Genomic DNA, 19,672 nt, shown 5'->3' with positions numbered 1-19,672 from the left:
CGCGTTTGCCATGGAATCAGTTGATGCCGGTGCCGATGCGGGACGGTTCGAAGCCATCCCTGCAGAACCAGCCCGAGCAGTTCAGCCAGATCAGGAAGGCCTTGCCACGGAGATTTTCCTCCGGCAGCAGGCCCCAGAAGCGGCCATCATCGCTGTTGTCGCGGTTGTCGCCCATCACCAGGTACTTGCCCGGCGGCACGGTCCACTGGCCCTCGCCACGCGGGTAATCGGTCTCCAGCACGGTATGGGTGCGGCCCGGCAGGTGCTCCACCAGCAGCGAGGCACCCTCCCCCTGGCCACGATGACCCGCATACAACCCCTTGTTCTCGTACTTGAGCGGGGTGCCATTGAGGATGACGCCATCGCCCTGGAAGGCGACCTCGTCGCCCGGCACGCCGATCACGCGTTTGATGAAGTTCTCGCCCTTGTTCGGGTCGTTCTCCGAATGGCCCGGGAAGTGGAACACCACCACGTCGCCGCGGGCCGGCTCGCCGATCGGGACGATCTTGGCGTTGTTCAGCGGCAGGCGCAGGCCATAGGCGAACTTGTTGACCAGGATGAAATCGCCGATCAGCAGGTTCGGCATCATCGAACTGGACGGGATCTTGTACGGCTCTGCAATGAAGCTGCGTACCACCAGCACGATCGCCAGCACCGGGAAGAACGCCCGGGAGTAGTCGACCAGCACCGGCTCGCTGTCCAGCAGGCCGGCGCGCGCGGCGCGGCGTTTGGCGAAGTACAGCTTGTCGGCCAGCAGGATCAGGCCCGAGGCCAGCGTCAGTACGACCAGCAGGATTTCAAACAGTTTCATGCGGTGTCCTTGGGAACGGGTGCCTTACTTGTCCATCTGCAGCACGGCCAGGAAGGCTTCCTGCGGAATCTCCACGCGGCCCACCTGCTTCATGCGCTTCTTGCCTTCCTTCTGCTTCTCCAGCAGCTTCTTCTTGCGCGAAACGTCGCCACCATAGCACTTGGCCAGCACGTTCTTGCGCATGGCCTTGACCGTGGTGCGGGAGATGATCTGCGAGCCGACGGCGGCCTGGATGGCCACGTCGAACATCTGCCGCGGGATCAGCTCCTTCATCTTTTCACACAGCTCGCGGCCGCGCCGGTCGGCATGGCTGCGGTGCACGATCAGCGACAGCGCGTCGACCTTGTCGCCGTTGATCAGCACGTCCACGCGCACGAACGGACCGGCATCGAAACGCACGAAGTGGTAGTCCAGCGAGGCATAGCCGCGGCTGACCGACTTGAGCTTGTCGAAGAAGTCCAGCACCACCTCGGCCATCGGCAGCTCGTAGCTGATCTGTACCTGGCTGCCCAGGTAGTTGATGCCGATCTGGCTGCCGCGCTTTTCCTCGCACAGCTTGATGATGTTGCCGATGTACTCCTCGGGGGTGAGCACGTTGGCGCGGATGATCGGCTCGCGGATTTCATCGACCATGTTCACCGGCGGCAACTTGGCCGGATTGTCCATGTTGATGATCGTGCCGTCGGTCTTGAGGACCTCGTAGACCACCGTCGGCGCGGTGCTGATCAGGTCCAGGTTGTACTCGCGCTCCAGGCGCTCCTGCACGATTTCCATGTGCAGCATGCCCAGGAAGCCGCAGCGGAAACCGAAGCCCATCGCCTCGGAGCTTTCCGGCTCGAAACGCAGCGCGGCGTCGTTCAGGCGCAGCTTGTCCAGCGCTTCGCGCAGGTCCGGGTAGTCCTCGGCGTCGACCGGGAACAGGCCGGCAAACACGCGCGGCTGCATTTCCTGGAAGCCGGGCAGTGGCTTGGCGGCCGGATCGGCGGCCAGGGTCAGGGTGTCGCCCACCGGGGCACCGTGCACGTCCTTGATGCTGGCCGTGACCCAGCCCACTTCACCGGCACGGAGCGCCGGCAGCACTTTGCGTTTGGGGGTGAACACGCCGACGTTGTCGACCTGGTGGTTGCGGCCGGTGGACATCACCTGCAGCTTGTCGCCGGCCTTGATCTGGCCCTGCATCACGCGCACCAGCGAGACCACGCCCAGGTAGTTGTCGAACCACGAGTCGATGATCAATGCCTGCAGCTTGTCGGTATCGCGCGGCACCGGCGGCGGGATGCGATGCACGATCGCCTCCAGCACGTCCACCACGTTCAGGCCGGTCTTGGCGCTGACCGGCACCGCGTCGGTGGCGTCGATGCCGATCACGGCTTCGATTTCAGCCTTGGCGCGCTCGATATCGGCGGTGGGCAGGTCGATCTTGTTGATCACCGGCACCACTTCCAGGCCCTGTTCGACAGCGGTGTAGCAGTTGGCCACCGACTGCGCTTCCACGCCCTGGGCCGCATCGACCACCAGCAGCGCGCCTTCGCAGGCGGCCAGCGAGCGGCTGACTTCATAGGAGAAGTCGACGTGCCCGGGGGTGTCGATGAAGTTCAGGTGGTAGGTCTGCCCATCTTTGGCCAGGTACGGCAGCGACACCGACTGGGCCTTGATGGTGATGCCGCGCTCACGCTCGATCGGATTGGAGTCGAGCACCTGCGCCTCCATCTCGCGGGCCTGGAGGCCACCGCAAAGCTGGATGATGCGATCGGCCAGCGTGGACTTGCCGTGGTCGACGTGGGCAATGATGGAGAAGTTGCGGATGTTCCGCATCGAATCAGAGGACATAGGTGGCGGCGGCGCGTCGCGTCGTCAGGATAACGGCACATTATCGCATGGCCGACCCCTCCCCGCGTGCCGGGTAGCCAAATACGACCGGGCCCGCCGAAGCGGGCCCGGAAACGCTGCGGTGGCGGGGCTTACTGCCCGGTCTTGACCGCCACGAAGGCGCTGTTGCCGCTGGCACGGATCAGCAACATGACCACGTCACCCTTCTTGTAGCTCCCCAGTGCCTTGTTCAGCGCGGCCACGCTGCCCACCGGGGTGCGCCCGACCTGCAGGATCACCATGCCCGGCGACAACCGGGCATCCCGGGCGCCCTGCCCCTTGACCTGGGTGATCCGCACGCCCTCGCCCGATTCAAGCCCGAGCTGCTGACGCTGCGACGCGGTCAGGTCGGCCACGTCCAGCCCCAGCAGGGCATTGGCACCCACCTGCGGGGCGGCGTCCGGCGCCGCCGGACCGGCGGTACCGCGCGCGGCATCCTCGGCCAGCTCGGTCAGGGTGGCCGTGATCTCACGCTCGCGGCCGTCGCGCAGCACGCCCAGGCGCACCTTGCTGCCCGGCGGCTGTGCACCGATCAGCGGCGGCAGGTCGCTGAAGGTGTTGATCGCGGTGCCGTTGACCGAGCGGATCACATCGCCCACTTCCAGTCCGGACTTGGCTGCAGCGCTGCCGGGGACCAGCTCGTTGACCAGCGCACCCCGGCTGTCGGGCAGGTTGAAGCCCTGCGCCACGTCGCCGGTGATGGCGCCGACGATCGCGCCGAGCTGGCCACGACTCACCCGCCCGTTCTTCTTGATCTGGTCGACCGCGCCCATGGCCAGGTCGATCGGGATCGCGAAGCTGATGCCCATGTAGCCGCCCGAGGCGGAGAAGATCTGCGAGTTGATGCCCACCACTTCACCGCGGGTATTGAGCAGCGGACCGCCGGAGTTGCCCTGGTTGATGGCCACGTCGGTCTGGATGAACGGCACATAGCGCTGGTCCTGGCCACCGGTGCTGCGCCCGACCGCGCTGACCACGCCGGCGGTGACCGAGTGGTCCAGGCCGAACGGCGAGCCGATCGCGACCACCCACTGACCCGGCTTGAGCGTGTTGGAATCGCCCACGCGCACGGTCGGCAGGTTCTTCGCATCGATCTTGAGCAGGGCCACGTCGTACTGCTGGTCGCTGCCGATGACCTTGGCGGTGAATTCGCGGCGGTCACCGAGCTTGACCTTCACTTCGCCGGCGTCGGCCACCACGTGGTGATTGGTCAGCACATAGCCGTCGGGCGAGATGATGAAGCCCGAACCCATGCCACGGCCGCGGATGCTTGGGCCTTCATCGTCGCCACCGGGCTGGCCCGGCATCTGGAAGTCGGGGCCGAAGAAGCGGCGGAAGAATTCGGGCATCTCATCGTCGCCCGGACCCGGACCAGGACCGGCGCCGCGCGCCTGGCGGTTGCTGCGCACGATGGTGGTTTCGATATTGACCACGCCCGGGCCGACCTGCTCGACCAGGTTGGTGAAGTCAGGCAGGCCGCTGACCAGCGGTGCGGCCGGCGCACGCGGGGTAGCGGCGACCGTCGAGGCAGCCGGCGCGGGTGCCTGGGCGCAGGCCATCAGCGGAAGGGTCATGGCCAACAGCACCATGGCATGCGTACGGATACGGGCGGTCATCAGACTCGAGCCTCCGGGTCAGGGATCATCAGGGAGAGGGGCGCGCTGCACCGAGGTGCAGCGCCTGGATGGAAGAAAGGGATGCAGGATTCAATCGCGCTGGCGACGTGCCGGCGGCGCGTCGGCCGCGTCATCCTGCAGACGCGGTTCGAACGGATAGAACGCCGCCTGCGGCTCCTGGGTGGAGAAGCTGGCGTTGAGCGCACCGTTGCTGCCCAGGGTCGAGCGCGGCCACGGCCGGGCCTGCAGGTTGGCGGCATCAACGAACGGCAGGGAACGGGCACCGATCGCCGGCACGACCGGGGTTGGCGCCGGCGCGCTGGCCACCGCACGCACCGGTTCGGCGCTGCGGCTGGCCACGCTGCGCGCGGCCTGCTGGGTACGGGTGGCACTGGTTCGGCGTGCGTTGACCGCTGCGGCCGGCACGGCGGCCACCGCCAGGGCGGCATCGGCCACCACGGTGGGGTTCAACGGCGCGCGCGGCGGTGCCGGCGGCAGCTGCGCCTGGCTGGCAATGATCGTGATGGGCGCATCCGGCGGCAGCTGCCCAGGCAGCTGCTCGCGGCTCATGAACAGTGCAATGGCAGCCACCGACGCCGCCAACGCGGCACCGCCGCCCCACCGCAGCAGACTGCCACGGCGTTCGCGCGGAACCGACGTTGCAGCCAGCAGCACCGGTGCCGGCTCGGCGGCCACGACGAGCTGGATACGTTCGGCAAAGCCCAGCGGTGCCGGCGCGCAGGCCTGCCCGCGCAGCACATCGCCGAGCAGTTGCCAGCGCTCGTGGCAGCCGGACAGCGCCTCGTCATGTTCCAGCCGGCGCAGCAGGAAACGCGCTTCTTCCAGCGGCAGCTCACCGTCGACCAGTGCCGACAGCTGCTGGCGGTGGTGGGCATCGAATTTGTCAGGCATCTCGTGGTTCATACGCGGCTCTTCTCGCGGGTGGCGCTGCCGACATCCAGCAGCGGCCGAAGTTCAGTGTCGATCGCCTCGCGGGCGCGGAAGATCCGCGACCGCACGGTGCCGATCGGGCACCCCATCTTCTGCGCGATTTCCTCATAGCTCAGGCCTTCAACCTCGCGCAGGGTGATGGCCGATCTCAATTCTTCCGGCAACGCCGATACCGCCTTCATCACCGTCTGCTCCAACTCCTGGCGCATCAACTCGCGTTCGGGCGTGTCGGTGTCGCGCAGGCGGGTGCCGCTGTCGAACAGTTCGGCGTCCCCGATGTCGATGTCATCGGTGGGCGGGCGGCGGTTGTGGGCGGCGAGATGGTTCTTGGCAGTATTCACGGCGATCCGGTGCAACCAGGTATAGAACTGGGCGTCGCCGCGGAAACTGCCGATCGCGCGGTACGCGCGGACGAACGTATCCTGGGCAACGTCCTGACATTCACTCCAGTCGGCGATGTAGCGCCCGATCAACGCAACGATCCGATGCTGGTACTTGCGCACCAGCACATCGAACGCCGCGCTTTCGCCGCGCTGCACGCGCCGGACCAGCTCCAGGTCCAGCTCCTGTGGTGTTTCAACCTCGGCCATGGGGGGCCGCACTCCTGTCAGCCCAACCGACGTCGGGCAATGAGACTGCCAATCCCGGGAAAAGTTCAGCGCCGATCACCGCACGCCGTACCAGCTTTTAACCACCGTTCCGTTAAGGTTCCAGATCACGGCCATGAACCGGGTCCTCCCTACCCCCCAGCTATTGGGATTTGACGGGGAGGAAACAACCTCTGGATCATAGCCCCCTTCTCCATACACAACCGGATGGAACGCTCCCATGCTTTCAGGCTTCGATGGGCTCCGCTTCTCACATTGGCACCCCGAGATCCGTGACGATGGTGTCGTGGTGCTCAGCCTCGACCGCCACGACAGCAGCGTCAATGCGATGTCGCAGGACGTCCTGCTGGAACTGGGTGACCTGATCGAACGCCTGGCGCTGGATCCGCCCAAAGCGGTGGTGGTGCAGTCGATCAAGCCGGCCGGGTTCATCGCCGGTGCCGATCTGAAGGAGTTCCAGGCGTTCGACCGCCGCGGCACGGTCAACGACGCCATCCGCCGGGGCCAGACCACCTACCAGAAGCTGGCCGAGCTGCCCTGCCCGACCGTGGCGGCCATCCACGGCCATTGCCTGGGGGGCGGCACCGAGCTGGCGCTGGCCTGCCGTTACCGCGTGGCCTCCAACGATCCTTCCACCCGGATCGGCCTGCCCGAGACCCAACTGGGCATCTTCCCCGGCTGGGGTGGCAGCGCCCGCCTGCCGCAGCTGGTCGGCGCGCCCGCGGCCATGGACATGATGCTGACCGGCCGCAACCTGTCGGCATCGGCCGCCCGCAACATCGGCCTCGTCGACAAGGTCGTCGCACCGGCGGTGCTGCTCGATACCGCCGTGGCGTTGGGCCTGTCGGGCACCACCCGCCCGTTCAGGCAGCGCCTGACCGCCTGGGCCACCAACACCTGGCTGGCGCGCAGGATGCTCGCCCCGCAGATGGCCAAGCAGGTCGCCCGCAAGGCCAAGAAGGACCATTACCCCGCGCCCTACGCGCTGATCAACACCTGGGCCCGCACCGGTGGCAGCGGCATCCAGGCCCGCCTGGACGCCGAACGCCGCGCCGTGGTCAAGCTGGCCGGCACCCCCACCGCGCGCAACCTGATCCGCATCTTCTTCCTGACCGAGCGCCTGAAGGCGCTGGGCGGCAAGGATCACGGCATCCGCCACGTGCATGTGGTCGGCGCCGGCGTGATGGGCGGCGACATCGCCGCGTGGTCGGCCTACAAGGGCTTCGAGGTCACCCTGCAGGACCGCGAGCAGCGCTTCATCGACCCGGCCATCGAACGCGCCCAGGCGCTGTTCGCCAAGAAGGTGCGCGACGAGAGCAAGCGCCCCGCCGTCGCCGCCCGCCTCAAGGCCGACCTGGCCGGTGACGGCGTGGCCGTGGCCGACCTGGTCATCGAAGCCATCATCGAAGACGCCGAAGCCAAGCGTGGCCTCTACCAGACGCTCGAGCCGAAGATGAAGGCCGATGCCCTGCTGACCACCAACACCTCCTCCATCCCGCTGGTGGAACTGCGCGACCACATCCAGCGCCCGGCCCAGTTCGCCGGCCTGCACTACTTCAACCCCGTCGCCCAGATGCCGCTGGTGGAAATCATCCACCACGACGGCATGGCCCCGGAAACCGAACGCCGCCTCGCCTCCTTCTGCAAGGCCCTCGGCAAGTTCCCGGTCCCCGTCGCCGGCACCCCCGGCTTCCTGGTCAACCGCGTGCTGTTCCCGTACATGCTCGAAGCGGCCACCGCCTACGCCGAAGGCGTGCCCGGCCCGGTCATCGACAAGGCCGCCGTCAAGTTCGGCATGCCGATGGGCCCGATCGAACTGCTCGATACCGTCGGCCTGGACGTCGCCGCCGGCGTCGGCAAGGAACTCGCCCCCTTCCTCGGCCTGCAGATCCCCGCTGCCCTGCAGACCGTCGAACCGGGCAAGCGCGGCAAGAAGGATGGCCAGGGCATCTACAAGTGGGACAACGGCCGCGCCCAGAAGCCCGACATGCCCGCCAACTACCAGGCCCCGGCCGACCTGGAAGACCGCCTGATCCTGCCCCTGCTCAACGAAGCCGTCGCCTGCCTGCACGAAGGCGTGGTGGCCGACGCCGACCTGCTCGATGCCGGCGTGATCTTCGGCACCGGCTTTGCCCCGTTCCGCGGCGGCCCGATCCAGCACATCCGCGCCACCGGCGCCGATGCGCTGGTGGAACGTTTGAAGGTGCTGCAGCAGCGCCACGGCGACCGTTTCGCACCGCGCCCGGGTTGGGATGCGGCGGTGTTGCGTGAACCGGTGATCTAGGCGCAGCGGGATCGCGCCAAGAGCAGCCGGGCAGAGCCCGGCGCTACAAAACGCCACCGCGAGGTGGCGTTTTGCTTTTGCCGGTGCCTTCACCGTGGCCACCCGCCAAGTATCGAAGGGTCGGCGGGGGTGGGTTTGTGGGGGCATGAGCCGCATGGATGCGGCGACTGAGCTTACATGGACGTACTTGCAGCGTCCCCCACAAACCCACCCCCGCCGGCCCAAAACAGTGAAACCTGCAAACCAAGGCTTTGGAAACGAAACAACCTGTTACCCGAACGGGCCATGCAGCAGATGAAACACCGTGCCATCCTTTCGACCTGTCCCCGCCAACGAGAAAGCCCGCATGACGACCATCATCGCCCCGCGCGTCCATGACATCGGCGGCCTCGAAGTCCGCCGCGCCGTGCCCAGCATCCAGGCCCGCAGCGTCGGCCCGTTCGTGTTCGTCGACCAGATGGGCCCCGCCGTCATGGCCCCCGGCGCCGGCATCGACGTCCGCCCGCACCCGCATATCGGCCTGGCCACCGTCACCTTCCTGTGGTCCGGCGCCATCGGCCACCGCGACACCCTGGGCTCGGACCAGGTCATCCGCCCCGGCGACGTCAACTGGATGACTGCCGGCCGCGGCATCGCCCACTCCGAACGCACCCCGCCGGTCGAACGCGAACACGACCACCCCATCCACGGCATGCAGACCTGGGTCGCGCTGCCGAAGAACTTCGAAGAAACCGACCCTGCCTTCTACCACCACGCCGCCGCCACCCTGCCCCAGCAGCGCCGCAACGGCGCCTGGCTGCGCGTCATCGCCGGCCGTGCCTATGGCGAAGAATCCCCGGTCAAGGTATTCGCCGACACCCTCAACGTCGCCATCGACCTTGAGCCCGGCGCCGAACTCGACCTCGACACCGGCCACGTCGAACGCGCCCTCTATATCCTCGAAGGCGACGCCCAGCTCGACGGCGTGGATCTTCCCGCCCAGCACCTGATCATTCCCGAAGCCGGCGCCCGTGGCCGGTTGCGTGCCAAGACTCCGTTGAAGGCCATGCTGCTCGGTGGTGAACCCCTGGACGGACCGCGCCACCTCTGGTGGAACTTCGTGTCCAGTTCCAAGGAACGCATCGAGCAGGCCAAGCACGAGTGGGAATCGGGGGAGTTCGGCACCATTCCCGGCGACGACAAGGAATTCATTCCGTTGCCGGAGTACTGAGTACGCGCTGCATCATCCGATTTCCGACGTGATTCCCCCTGGGCATCCGCGTGGAGATCTTCAATGAGCATGAGCAAGCGTGTGGCCGCCGAGTTCCTCGGCACCTTCTGGCTGGTTCTCGGCGGCTGTGGCAGCGCCGTCCTCGCAGCGAAATTCGGCGGGGATGGCAACCCGCTGGGCATCGGCTTCCTCGGCGTCGCCCTGGCCTTTGGCCTCACCGTACTGACCGGCGCCTACGCGTTCGGCCATGTCTCCGGCGCCCACTTCAACCCCGCCGTCAGCGTCGGCCTGTGGGCCGGGGGACGCTTCCCCGCGCGCGACCTGCTGCCCTACATCGTCGCCCAGGTGCTGGGCGGCCTGCTGGCCGGTTTCATCCTGCTGCAGATCGCCTCCGGTGCGCTCGGCTTCCAGATCGACGGCAGCCAGGCCGGTGCCTTTGCCAGCAATGGTTACGGCGCACTTTCGCCCGGCGGCTACAGCGTCGCCGCCGCGTTCCTGTGCGAAGTCGTACTGACCGCCATGTTCCTGGTCGTCATCATGGGTGCCACCCATGGCCGCGCCCCGGCCGGGTTCGCCCCGTTGGCCATCGGCCTGGCCCTGACCCTGATCCACCTGATCAGCATCCCGGTCACCAATACCTCCGTGAACCCGGCCCGCTCCACCGCCGTGGCCGTATTCGCCGGCAGCGGCGCGCTCGGCCAACTGTGGCTGTTCTGGCTGGCCCCGCTGCTGGGCGGCCTGATCGGCGGCATCGCCTACAAGTGGATCGGCGCCGAAACGCCCCCTCGGTAACCGGGTTCAGAATCATTTGAAACGGTTATTTGAAGATCCGGTCACATTCCGTTAAGGTCGAAATCACCAGACCGTCACCTGACGGGTCCTTCCGGTACGCGCATGGGGCATGCGCAGCACATCGGCCAGGGAACGCTTGGCCACCGGAAGCGCCCGCAGGGGACGGCACGGCTACTTGCACACTTGGGGGAACGCATGAAGATCCTGCACGCCTTGATATTCCTTGGACTGTCACTGACGGCCGGCATCGCCTCGGCGCAATCCGTGGCCAAATGTCCGGCCCTGCCCGAGACCAGCGGCCTGCAATGGCAGGAACAGGTCGAGCCCAGCTTTGTGCTGTGCAAGGCCAGCACCGCCGAAGGGCGCGAGGTCATGACCCTGATGCTCTCCGGGCGCGACCCGAACATTCCGCTGGAACGCCCGCTCCGTCAGGAAAAGGGCGCGTTCGCCGGCGAGTCGTTGTACTGGTACCACCCCGATCTTGGCGGACAGCAGCCGCCGGGGTATGCCACACGCCGGGTGACCGTGGTCAAGTTCGACAAGAACCGCTACGCCCAGATTTCCCTGTACGCCGGCGACGCCAGCGAGCTGCGAACGCTGCAGACGATGTCGCAGAGCATGAACCTCAATCCTTCGGCGGTTGCCGCCGAACGGTGATCTACGGTAGCGCCGGCCGTTGGCCGGCCAACGGCCGGCGCTACCGGGTTTCAGAAGCGGCCTTCCTGGAAATCGACGAAGGCCTGCATCAGTTCCTGCCGGGTGTTCATCACGAACGGGCCGTGGCGCATGACCGGTTCACGCAGCGGCCGGCCGGCGACCAGGATCAGCCGCGCACCGGCTGCACCGGCGCGCAGTTGCAGCCGTTCGCCGCCGCCCAGAACCGCCATCTCCTGGCGATCGAGCGGACGCGCGTCCTCGCCCTCGCCGATCGTCAGCGCGCCTTCGAATACATAGGCAAACGCGTTATGGCCTTCCGGCAGCACGTAGTCCCAGCCGGTGTCGGCATCGAGCTGCACATCCAGGTACAGCGGATCGGTAGCCGGCTGCACGATCGGGCCGACCGTGTCGCCCACCTGCCCGGCAATCACCTTGACCTGCACGCCCGGCGCCGGCTGCGCGACCGGAATGCGGTCCGGCGCGAACTCCTGGTACTTCGGGTCGGTCATCTTGTCGCGCGCAGGCAGGTTCACCCACAGCTGGAAGCCACGCATCTGCCCCGATTCCTGTTCGGGCATTTCCGAATGCACCAGCCCGCGCCCGGCGGTCATCCACTGCACGCTGCCCGGGGTCAGCAGGCCTTCGTTGCCATGGTTGTCCTTGTGCCGCATGCGTCCATCGAGCATGTAGGTCACGGTCTCGAAGCCACGGTGCGGGTGGCTGGGGAAGCCGGCGATGTAATCCTCGGCGCGGTCGGTGCCGAATTCATCCAGCAGCAGGAACGGGTCCAGGTCGGGCAGCGACGGGCCGCCGATCACCCGGGTCAGGCGCACGCCGGCACCGTCGGAGGTAGCCATGCCACGGATGGTGCGCTGCACGCGCACCGGGGTTGAGGTGCTCATGTTGACTCCGGCGAAAGGAAGATGGATACAAGATGGGTGCAGCCCCTGGAGGCGCCAACCGTCATGCCCGCAACCGATTGTTCCAAGCGTGGTGTTTTGTACCTGTGTACGACCAAAGTACTAGCGGCAAGCCTCCGCACGCGCATTGACCCGGTCACTGCCAGAGCGGACCCTTACGGAGTTCTTCAGGGAGACGCAATCTCATGAAAGGTTTTTCCAAGCTGGGTTGGGCGGCGCTCGCGCTGCTCGGCGCATTCTGTCTTGGCACCGTCGCATTGCGGCGGGGCGAACACATCAACGCGCTGTGGATCGTGGTCGCCGCAGTCTCCATCTATCTCATCGCGTATCGCTTCTACAGCCTGTTCATCGCCGACAAGGTGATGCAGCTCGATCCCACCCGGGCCACGCCCGCGGTGATCAACAACGATGGCCTAGATTACGTGCCGACCAACAAGCACGTGCTGTTCGGCCACCACTTCGCGGCCATCGCCGGTGCCGGCCCGCTGGTGGGCCCGGTGCTGGCGGCGCAGATGGGTTACCTGCCCGGCCTGTTGTGGCTGGTGGTGGGCGTGGTGCTGGCCGGCGCGGTGCAGGACTTCATGATCCTGTTCATTTCCAGCCGCCGCAACGGGCGTTCGCTGGGTGACCTGGTGCGTGAGGAAATGGGCCAGGTGCCCGGGACGATCGCGTTGTTCGGCGCCTTCCTGATCATGATCATCATCCTGGCGGTGCTGGCGATGGTGGTGGTGAAGGCCCTGGCCGAAAGCCCGTGGGGCATGTTCACGGTGATTGCGACGATGCCCATCGCGATCCTGATGGGCATCTACATGCGCTACATCCGTCCGGGCAAGATCGGCGAGATTTCGGTGGTGGGGTTGATCCTGCTGCTGCTGGCGATCTGGTACGGCGGCAAGGTGGCGGCCGACCCGGTCTGGGGCCCGGCGTTCACCTTCACCGGGATCCAGATCACGTGGATGTTGATCGGCTACGGCTTCGTGGCGTCGGTGCTGCCGGTGTGGCTGCTGCTGGCCCCGCGTGATTACCTGTCGACGTTCCTGAAGATCGGCACGATCGTGGCGCTGGCCATCGGCATCCTGATCGTGATGCCGGAGCTGAAGATGCCGGCGCTGACGCAGTTCGCGGCCAGCGGCGATGGTCCGGTCTGGAAGGGCGGAATGTTCCCGTTCCTGTTCATCACCATCGCGTGCGGTGCGGTGTCGGGCTTCCATGCGCTGATCGCATCGGGCACGACGCCGAAGCTGCTGGCCAATGAGCGCCACATGCGCTACATCGGCTACGGCGGCATGCTGATGGAATCGTTCGTGGCGGTGATGGCGCTGGTGGCGGCCTCGATCATCGATCCGGGCATCTACTTTGCGATGAACAGCCCGGCGGCGGTGATTGGCGCCGATGCGGTATCGGCGGCGCACTACATCACCACGACGTGGGGCTTCACGATCACGCCGGAGCAGCTGGAGGCAACGGCGGCGGCGATCGGCGAGCCGACGATCCTGCACCGCGCCGGTGGCGCACCGACGCTGGCGGTGGGTATCGCGCAGATCCTGCACCAGGCGATTCCGAGTGGCAGCAACGCGATGATGGCGTTCTGGTACCACTTCGCGATCCTGTTCGAGGCATTGTTCATCCTGACGGCGGTGGATGCGGGTACGCGTGCGGGCCGCTTCATGCTGCAGGACCTGCTGGGCAACTTCATTCCGGCGCTGAAGAAGACCGAATCGTGGACGGCCAACATCGTTGCCACGGCGGGCTGCGTGGCGCTGTGGGGCTACCTGCTGTACACGGGCGTAGTGGATCCGTTCGGTGGCATCCAGACGTTGTGGCCGCTGTTCGGCATTTCCAACCAGATGCTGGCGGGTATCGCGCTGATGCTGGGTACGGTGGTGCTGTTCAAGATGAAGCGCGACCGCTATGCGTGGGTGACGGCGGTGCCGGCGGTATGGCTGCTGATCTGCACGACGTATGCGGGGCTGATCAAGATCTTCGACAGCAATCCGGCGCAGGGTTTCCTGGCGCAGGCGCACAAGTACCAGGATGCGATCGCCAGCGGCACGATCACGGCGCCGGCCAAGACGCTGGGGCAGATGCAGCAGATCGTGGTGAACGCGTATGTGAACACGGGACTGACGGTGCTGTTCCTGTTCGTGGTGTTCTCGATCCTGGCCTATGCGATCAAGACGATCGTGGTGGCACGCCGCACGCCGCAGCGTACGGATCGTGAGACGGAATACGTGGCGCTGCAGCCGCACCAGATGGCGGACCTGTGATGAGCACGGGTCTGGTTCCGGTCGGGCAGTACCAGGCGCACCGCCGCATCTGGCGGCGCCTGGTGCAGACGGCACGTCTGTGTTGCGGCATTCCCGACTACGACAACTACGTGCGGCACGTGCTGGAGAAGCATCCGGACCGCACGCCAATGGACTACAAGACGTTCTTCCGGGAACGTCAGGAAGCGCGTTACGGCGGCCGCAATGGGGGGCGCTGCTGTTGATCTCTGGTTGTTGATGGCTTGAAAACAGAAAAGGCGGCGCATTCGCGCCGCCTTTTCTTTTGGCGCTGCATTTCTGTCGGGTATGGCGGGGCGCCGGTGGGCCCGCGGGGGGCGCCGTAAACCCATCCATGGGGCTTGGTCGCCGCATCCATGCGGCTCACACCCCCGCAAACCCACCGCCGCCCCGCCATCCACAGTTCCCTGATGACGGAACGAAAAAGCGGTAGCGCCGGCCGTTGGCCGGCTCTCGCGATGCTGATCGGATCCTTACGTTCCGGCCATCCATTTAAGAATCAGGCCCGTTACATACGCCAATCCGGTGCCGGTGGCGTACCCCACGGTGCCCAGCAATACGCCGACGGGCGCCAGGCTGGGATGAAACGCCGCTGCCACCACCGGTGCCGATGCCGCTGCGCCAATGTTGCCCATCGAGCCGATGCCGAAGAAGAACAGCGGCGCTTTGACCAGCTTGGCGACGGTCCACAGGACGAGAATGTGGGTCAGCATCCAGATCACGCCGAGCAGGAACAGCCATGGGCGATCCAGCAGCGAGAGCAGGTCCATCTGCATGCCGATGCAGGCGATCAGGAAGTACAGGAACACGGTGCCCAGGCGGGATGCGCCTGCCGATTCGAGCCTGCGTGCGCGGGTGAAGCTCAGGCCGAGGCCGAGCAACGTGGAGAGCAGGACCACCCAGACGAAGGTGCTGTCGAGGCTGAACTGGCTGGCCCAGCTGACATTGCCTTTGAACCACGCACTGAGCGGGGCGGCGATGGCGTGGGCCAGGCCGACCCCGCCCAGGGCGACGCCGACGATCAGCATGAGGTCAGTGAGGCTGGGAATGCGGGCGTTCTGGGCCTCGTAGGCGCTGATGCGCGCTTTCATTTCGTCGATGGCGCGGGTATCGGCCCCGTTGCGGGTGTCGATCTGCTGCGCACGGTTGGCGAGGAACAGCAGGACGGCCATCCACAGGCTGGCGCAGGCGACGTCGACGACGGCGAACTGGCCGAAGGTGGTGGCGTCGGTGCCGAACACTTCGCGCATGGCGACCATGTTGGCGCCGCCACCGATCCAGCTGCCGGCCAGTGCGGCCATGCCCGCCCAGGTATCGCCGGCCATGGTTTCGGGGTGGATCCAGGACATCAGCTGGAACGACACTACGGCGCCGAGCATGATGCCGAAGGTGCCGGCGCAGAACACGATGAGCAGCTTCGGGCCGAGCTTGAGGATGCCCTTGAGGTCGATGGAGAGGGTGAGCAGGACCAGGGCGGCGGGCAGCAGCACGTCGCGGGCGATGGGGTTGTAGAGGGCGGTGTTGTGCCCGTCGATGAGGCCGGCGGTGTTGTAGATGGCAGGGATGAAGTAGCACAGCAACAGTGCGGGCACCCAGGCGAAGATTTTCTTCAGCAGGGGGGTCGGGCCGCTGGCGGCCCAGAAAATCAGGGCCAGGGTGGCGGCGATCAGGCCAAGGCCAACGATGTCGTTGGTGATGAGGGCAGTACTGGGTTCGGTCGGCATGCGATCCTCTGTCGATCGAAAAGGCAAAAAAAAGCGCCGCATGAGGCGACGCTTTCCTGAGCTTAACATTGTCTTCACTGCGCGCCACGTTGCGCTGCCGCGTGGTCAGGCCTGCGGCAGCGAGGCGCTCAGATCGAGGATGATGCGGGTACCACGCGGTTCGCTCTGTTCGATGGTGAGTGCCCAGCCGAGGTGTTCGCACAGGCGGGCAATCAGTTCCAGGCCGATGCCGCTCTGCCCGTTGCGATCACCGCGGGCCATGCGCGCGTAGACGGCGGCGATTTCTTCCGGGCTCATGCCTTCGCCCGGATCCTGCAGGGTGACCACGGCACGGTCGGACACGTTGATGGTGATGGTGCCGCGGCCACTGTTTTCGATGGCGTTGCGCAGCAGGTTGCCGATGGCGGCCTGGACCACGCCCAGTGGCGCGATGATGTCCACGCTGGCCAAGCCCTGCACGGCGATCTGCAGGTCCTTGTCACCCATCAGGTGGCGGTGGTCTTCGATGATGTCCGGCACCAGCTGGTCCAGCGGGATGCGTTCTTTCAACGCGGCCAGGCGCGCCGGTTCGCGCGCGAGCACCAGCAGCAGCTGGATCAGCTGCTCCACGCCCTGCGCGGTGCGGTGTACGCGCTGCATCTGCTGGCGCGCGCGGTCGGGCAGCGCGGGTTGCTCCAGCGCCAGTTCGGCGGCACCGGTGATCACCGCGATGGGGGTGCGCAGTTCGTGGCTGGCGGTGCTGATGAACACCCGTTCGCGTTCGACGAATTGTTCGTTGCGCGCCAGGTAGTCGTTCAGTGCGGCGGCGATGACGTAGAGCTCGGAACTGCCGCGCGGATCGACCTCGACCCGCTGTCCGGGCACACCGGGCTTGAGGCCGTCGATATGCCGCGCCAGCGAACGCAGCGGGCTGACCAGCCGACTGACACCGAACGAGGCCATCACCACCGTCACCACGATCATCACCACGCTGGCCAGCATCACCCAGCGCGTGGCGAATTCTTCCAGGTCGTGGAAGTCGTTGATGTCCAATGCCAGGGCCAGCCGCCCCTGCCCCGCCGTGTCGCGCACCATCACTGCGCTGGCGCGGCCGGCGATCTCCACCCCGTCGTGCAGTCCCGGATGCAGGGTACGCAGGATGGGCGGAACGTCGGGGCTGTCATCGACGGTGAACAGGCGCAGGGTGTCCGAGTCCTGCCAGCGGTAATGCGGTTCGTGTTCGATGTGGCTGACGATGCTGTCCAGTTCGGAGTTCAGCAGCGCGCGCCAGGCCGAATGTTCGGCATGTTCGTGCACGTAGTTGCCGACACTGAACACCGCCAGTGAAATCATGGCCAGGTAACCGAGCAGCCACCATACCAGTCGCCGATGCAGCGGCGCAGGCTTACGCAGCTTCATCGCTGCCTTCACCGGCTGCCGCGCCCAACCGATAACCGACCCGCGGCAGGGTGTGGATGAGCTTGCGCGCGAACGGACCATCCACGCTGCGGCGCAGTTCGTAGATATGCGAGCGCAGCAGGTCGCCGTCGGGCAGCTCGTCGCCCCACAACGCGAACTCCAGCTGCTGGCGGGTCACGGCGGCCGGGCTGGCGCGCATCAGCACCTCCAGCAGCTTGCGGCAGGCCGGGTACAGGTGCAGCGCCTGGCCGGCGCGCTGCGCTTCCAGGGTGGCCAGGTCCAGGCTGAGGTCGGCCACTTCCAGCACCTTGCGCGGGTTGCGGCCCTGCGCGCGCACGCGCAGCGCCTCCAGCCGCACTTCCAGCTCGGGCAGGGCGAACGGCTTGGTCAGGTAGTCATCGGCACCGGCGCGGAAGCCGGCGATCTTGTCGGGCAGTTCGTCGCGCGCGGTGAGCATGATCACCGGCACTTCCGAGCCGTGTTCTACACGCAGGCGGCGCAGCACGTCCGGGCCTTCCATGCGCGGCAGCATCCAGTCCAGGATCAGTGCGTCGTAGTTCTGGGTCGCGGCCAGGTGCAGGCCGGTGACGCCGTCGGGGGCGACGTCGAGGACGTGGCCGCGCGCTTCGAAGTACTCGAACAGGTTGGCGACCAGTTGACGGTTGTCTTCAATGACCAGGAGCCGCATGCGTGGGGAACTCGGGGGTGGTACCCGGCATGGTAGCGCCAGGGATGTCGGAATCCGGTCGCAATCAACCCGATTCGACACCTTTCTTACACGCCATGCAGGACAGTGCCCGCTTTCCCCATGAACGGTCGCCCTTGTCGCCCCTCCTGCCACGCCACACCTGGCGCCTGTTGACCTGCCTTGCCCTGTTGCTGGCCCTGGCCGCCGGCATCGGCCTGCGCGCCCCCACCCCGCCCGACGAACCCCGTTTCGTGCTGGCCGCACGCGCCATGGTGGACACCGGTCAGTGGCTGCTGCCACACCGGGGCAGCGAGCTGTACGCGGAGAAGCCGCCGGTGTTCATGTGGATGCAGGCGGCAACCTACCAGGTCATTGGCCACTGGAGCCTGGCTTTCCTGCTGCCCTCGCTGCTGGCGGCGCTGGCCACGCTATGGCTGAGCTGGGACCTGGCCCGGCGCCTGTGGAACCGGCGCATCGCATGGTGGGCAGTGCTGGCGTTGTCCAGTTGCCTGCAGTTCGGCCTGATGGCCAAGCGCGCACAGATCGACATGGTGCTGGTGGCGTTGACCACCCTGTCGTTGTGGGCCCTGCTGCGCCACCTGCTGGAACGGCCCAACACGCGGATGCTGTGGGTGGCCGGTTTTGCCGCCGGGCTCGGCACCGTCACCAAGGGCGTGGGTTTCCTGCCGCTGCTGGTGCTGCTGCCGTGGGCGTTGTGGCGCTGGCAACAGCGCAACCGGCCCGCTCCCTGTCTGCCCCGCGCACGCGCATTGCTGTGGCTGCTACCGGCGTTCCTGCTGGGCACGGCGGTCTGGCTGGGCCCGCTCGGCATCGCGCTGCTCAACGATCCCACACCGGAGCTGCAGGCCTACGCCCGCGAGCTGCTGTTCAAGCAGACCGGCACCCGCTACGCCAATGCCTGGCACCACGTGCAGCCGGCCTGGTACTACCTGCAGGTCATGGCCACGTTGTGGTTGCCCGGCAGCCTGCTGCTGCCTGCCCTGCTGCCCGCGTGGTGGCGCCGCCTGCGCCGCGGCGACGGGCGCTGGTGGCTGCTGCTGGGCTGGGCGCTGCTGGTGCTGGTGTTCTTCAGTGCCAGCCCGGGCAAGCGCGAGGTCTACATTTTCCCGATGCTGCCGGCGCTGTGCGTGGCTGCCGCGCCGTTGCTGCCCGGCCTGCTGCGCCGCGCCGGCACGCGTTGGCTGCTGCTGGCCTATGTACTGGTGCTGGGCGTGGCCGCCACCGCGATCGGCGCGCAGCTGCTCAGCGATGGCGCCTGGGCGCATGCGCAGCTGGCCCGGCGTGGAATGCCTGGGACGCTGTTGCCGGTACTGGGCGGATGGCTGCTCGGCTTCGGCGTCGTGGTGCTGCTGTTGGCCGCCTGGCTGCGCCAGCGTCGCGCCGGCACGCTGGTGGTGGTGACCGCCCTGCTGCTGTGGAACCTGCATGGCTGGGGCCTGATGCCGGCGCTGGGTCCGTACAGCTCGGCCTCGGCGGTGATGCAGCAGGTGGGCGAGCGGATTGGGCCCGATGCCGAGCTGGGCGCACTGGCCTGGCGTGAGCAGAACCTGCTGCAGGCCGACCGGCCGGTGACCGACTTCGGCTTCAAACGACCGTGGGACCAGCAGTGGCACGACGCGGGTCCCTGGCTCGCACAAGCGCCGCAGTCGCGCTGGCTGCTGGTGCTGGAACAGGCGATCAGTCCCTGCGTGGATCGCGCGCAGGCGGTGATGATCGGCAGTGCCAACCGCAATCGCTGGTGGCTGGTGCCGGGCACGGCGTGGAATGCGGCCTGCCACGCGGATCTGGCGCAGGATGCGGCAGCCGGTGTCGACGACGGCGACTGAATCGCAGGTGCA

Annotated in this window: 16 protein-coding genes; 7 read left to right on the top strand and 9 right to left on the bottom strand. The window is 66.8% G+C overall.

From position 1 onward, the window contains the following. Window positions 1-16: 16 nt before the first annotated feature. From lepB to rpoE, 5 genes are all read right to left on the bottom strand, one after another. Window positions 17-811 carry a signal peptidase I gene (gene lepB / locus WIX41_RS14160; RefSeq protein WP_339448551.1) on the bottom strand — a complete coding sequence of 265 codons (795 nt, stop codon included), beginning with the start codon at window positions 809-811 and terminating at the stop codon, window positions 17-19. 24 nt (window positions 812-835) lie between these two features. Beyond that, window positions 836-2,626, bottom strand: coding sequence for a translation elongation factor 4 (lepA, locus tag WIX41_RS14155; protein WP_339449488.1), 1,791 nt, complete (start codon window positions 2,624-2,626; stop codon window positions 836-838). A 146-nt stretch (window positions 2,627-2,772) separates the two neighbouring features. Then, on the bottom strand, window positions 2,773-4,296 hold the full coding sequence (locus tag WIX41_RS14150; protein WP_339448549.1) for a DegQ family serine endoprotease: 1,524 nt from the start codon (window positions 4,294-4,296) through the stop codon (window positions 2,773-2,775). 90 nt (window positions 4,297-4,386) lie between these two features. Beyond that, entirely contained in the window at window positions 4,387-5,220 is an 834-nt protein-coding gene (locus tag WIX41_RS14145) for a sigma-E factor negative regulatory protein (protein WP_409187405.1), read from the bottom strand. After that, window positions 5,217-5,837: an RNA polymerase sigma factor RpoE gene (rpoE, locus tag WIX41_RS14140; RefSeq protein WP_339448545.1), complete on the bottom strand. Its 621-nt coding sequence runs from the start codon at window positions 5,835-5,837 to the stop codon at window positions 5,217-5,219. Before rpoE ends, WIX41_RS14145 begins: the two co-directional genes overlap by 4 nt. Before the next feature lie 238 nt (window positions 5,838-6,075). On the opposite strand from rpoE, the gene WIX41_RS14135 reads away from it, so the two are divergent. From WIX41_RS14135 to WIX41_RS14120, 4 genes are all read left to right on the top strand, one after another. Further along, entirely contained in the window at window positions 6,076-8,139 is a 2,064-nt protein-coding gene (locus WIX41_RS14135) for a 3-hydroxyacyl-CoA dehydrogenase NAD-binding domain-containing protein (protein ID WP_339448543.1), read from the top strand. A gap of 346 nt (window positions 8,140-8,485) precedes the next feature. Beyond that, entirely contained in the window at window positions 8,486-9,349 is an 864-nt protein-coding gene (locus WIX41_RS14130; protein ID WP_339448541.1) for a pirin family protein, read from the top strand. 63 nt (window positions 9,350-9,412) lie between these two features. Next, window positions 9,413-10,141: an aquaporin Z gene (aqpZ, locus tag WIX41_RS14125; RefSeq protein WP_339448539.1), complete on the top strand. Its 729-nt coding sequence runs from the start codon at window positions 9,413-9,415 to the stop codon at window positions 10,139-10,141. A 195-nt stretch (window positions 10,142-10,336) separates the two neighbouring features. Next, on the top strand, window positions 10,337-10,798 hold the full coding sequence (locus WIX41_RS14120; RefSeq protein ID WP_339448537.1) for a hypothetical protein: 462 nt from the start codon (window positions 10,337-10,339) through the stop codon (window positions 10,796-10,798). A 50-nt stretch (window positions 10,799-10,848) separates the two neighbouring features. Here WIX41_RS14120 and WIX41_RS14115 read toward each other — a convergent pair whose 3' ends face one another. Further along, window positions 10,849-11,700, bottom strand: a complete 852-nt coding sequence (locus WIX41_RS14115; protein ID WP_339448535.1) for a pirin family protein — start codon at window positions 11,698-11,700, stop codon at window positions 10,849-10,851. A 203-nt stretch (window positions 11,701-11,903) separates the two neighbouring features. Between WIX41_RS14115 and WIX41_RS14110 the strand changes: the two genes are divergently transcribed. Further along, window positions 11,904-13,985 carry a carbon starvation CstA family protein gene (locus WIX41_RS14110; RefSeq protein WP_339448533.1) on the top strand — a complete coding sequence of 694 codons (2,082 nt, stop codon included), beginning with the start codon at window positions 11,904-11,906 and terminating at the stop codon, window positions 13,983-13,985. Further along, window positions 13,985-14,209, top strand: a complete 225-nt coding sequence (locus WIX41_RS14105; RefSeq protein ID WP_068853636.1) for a YbdD/YjiX family protein — start codon at window positions 13,985-13,987, stop codon at window positions 14,207-14,209. Before WIX41_RS14110 ends, WIX41_RS14105 begins: the two co-directional genes overlap by 1 nt. Window positions 14,210-14,476: 267 nt before the next feature. Here the strand turns inward: WIX41_RS14105 and WIX41_RS14100 are convergent, their stop codons facing one another. From WIX41_RS14100 to WIX41_RS14090, 3 genes are all read right to left on the bottom strand, one after another. After that, the gene (locus tag WIX41_RS14100; RefSeq protein WP_339448531.1) at window positions 14,477-15,727 is read right to left on the bottom strand and encodes a DUF819 domain-containing protein; all 1,251 of its coding nucleotides are present in this window, start codon (window positions 15,725-15,727) and stop codon (window positions 14,477-14,479) included. Between the two features lie 105 nt (window positions 15,728-15,832). Further along, window positions 15,833-17,125 (bottom strand): sensor histidine kinase, encoded by a 1,293-nt coding sequence (locus tag WIX41_RS14095; RefSeq protein ID WP_339448529.1) that lies wholly within the window; start codon window positions 17,123-17,125, stop codon window positions 15,833-15,835. Further along, entirely contained in the window at window positions 17,112-17,813 is a 702-nt protein-coding gene (locus WIX41_RS14090; protein WP_339448528.1) for a response regulator transcription factor, read from the bottom strand. The genes WIX41_RS14095 and WIX41_RS14090 overlap by 14 nt, the downstream gene beginning before the upstream one ends. 134 nt (window positions 17,814-17,947) lie before the next feature. On the opposite strand from WIX41_RS14090, the gene WIX41_RS14085 reads away from it, so the two are divergent. After that, window positions 17,948-19,660, top strand: coding sequence for an ArnT family glycosyltransferase (locus WIX41_RS14085; RefSeq protein ID WP_339448527.1), 1,713 nt, complete (start codon window positions 17,948-17,950; stop codon window positions 19,658-19,660). The last annotated feature ends 12 nt before the right edge of the window (window positions 19,661-19,672 follow it).

The sequence above is a fragment of the Stenotrophomonas sp. AB1(2024) genome, assembly GCF_037482345.1.
Lineage (GTDB): Bacteria > Pseudomonadota > Gammaproteobacteria > Xanthomonadales > Xanthomonadaceae > Stenotrophomonas.
The sequence above is the reverse complement of the archived record's forward strand: the minus strand, read 5'-3'. Positions and strand labels throughout refer to the sequence as shown.

Coding starts and splice junctions, on each gene's coding strand:
- lepB (WP_339448551.1), bottom strand. CDS start 811: ATGAAACTGTTTGAAATCCTGCTGGTCGTACTGACGCTGGCCTCGGGC.
- lepA (WP_339449488.1), bottom strand. CDS start 2,626: ATGCGGAACATCCGCAACTTCTCCATCATTGCCCACGTCGACCACGGC.
- WIX41_RS14150 (WP_339448549.1), bottom strand. CDS start 4,296: ATGACCGCCCGTATCCGTACGCATGCCATGGTGCTGTTGGCCATGACC.
- WIX41_RS14145 (WP_409187405.1), bottom strand. CDS start 5,220: ATGAACCACGAGATGCCTGACAAATTCGATGCCCACCACCGCCAGCAG.
- rpoE (WP_339448545.1), bottom strand. CDS start 5,837: ATGGCCGAGGTTGAAACACCACAGGAGCTGGACCTGGAGCTGGTCCGG.
- WIX41_RS14135 (WP_339448543.1), top strand. CDS start 6,076: ATGCTTTCAGGCTTCGATGGGCTCCGCTTCTCACATTGGCACCCCGAG.
- WIX41_RS14130 (WP_339448541.1), top strand. CDS start 8,486: ATGACGACCATCATCGCCCCGCGCGTCCATGACATCGGCGGCCTCGAA.
- aqpZ (WP_339448539.1), top strand. CDS start 9,413: ATGAGCATGAGCAAGCGTGTGGCCGCCGAGTTCCTCGGCACCTTCTGG.
- WIX41_RS14120 (WP_339448537.1), top strand. CDS start 10,337: ATGAAGATCCTGCACGCCTTGATATTCCTTGGACTGTCACTGACGGCC.
- WIX41_RS14115 (WP_339448535.1), bottom strand. CDS start 11,700: ATGAGCACCTCAACCCCGGTGCGCGTGCAGCGCACCATCCGTGGCATG.
- WIX41_RS14110 (WP_339448533.1), top strand. CDS start 11,904: ATGAAAGGTTTTTCCAAGCTGGGTTGGGCGGCGCTCGCGCTGCTCGGC.
- WIX41_RS14105 (WP_068853636.1), top strand. CDS start 13,985: ATGAGCACGGGTCTGGTTCCGGTCGGGCAGTACCAGGCGCACCGCCGC.
- WIX41_RS14100 (WP_339448531.1), bottom strand. CDS start 15,727: ATGCCGACCGAACCCAGTACTGCCCTCATCACCAACGACATCGTTGGC.
- WIX41_RS14095 (WP_339448529.1), bottom strand. CDS start 17,125: ATGAAGCTGCGTAAGCCTGCGCCGCTGCATCGGCGACTGGTATGGTGG.
- WIX41_RS14090 (WP_339448528.1), bottom strand. CDS start 17,813: ATGCGGCTCCTGGTCATTGAAGACAACCGTCAACTGGTCGCCAACCTG.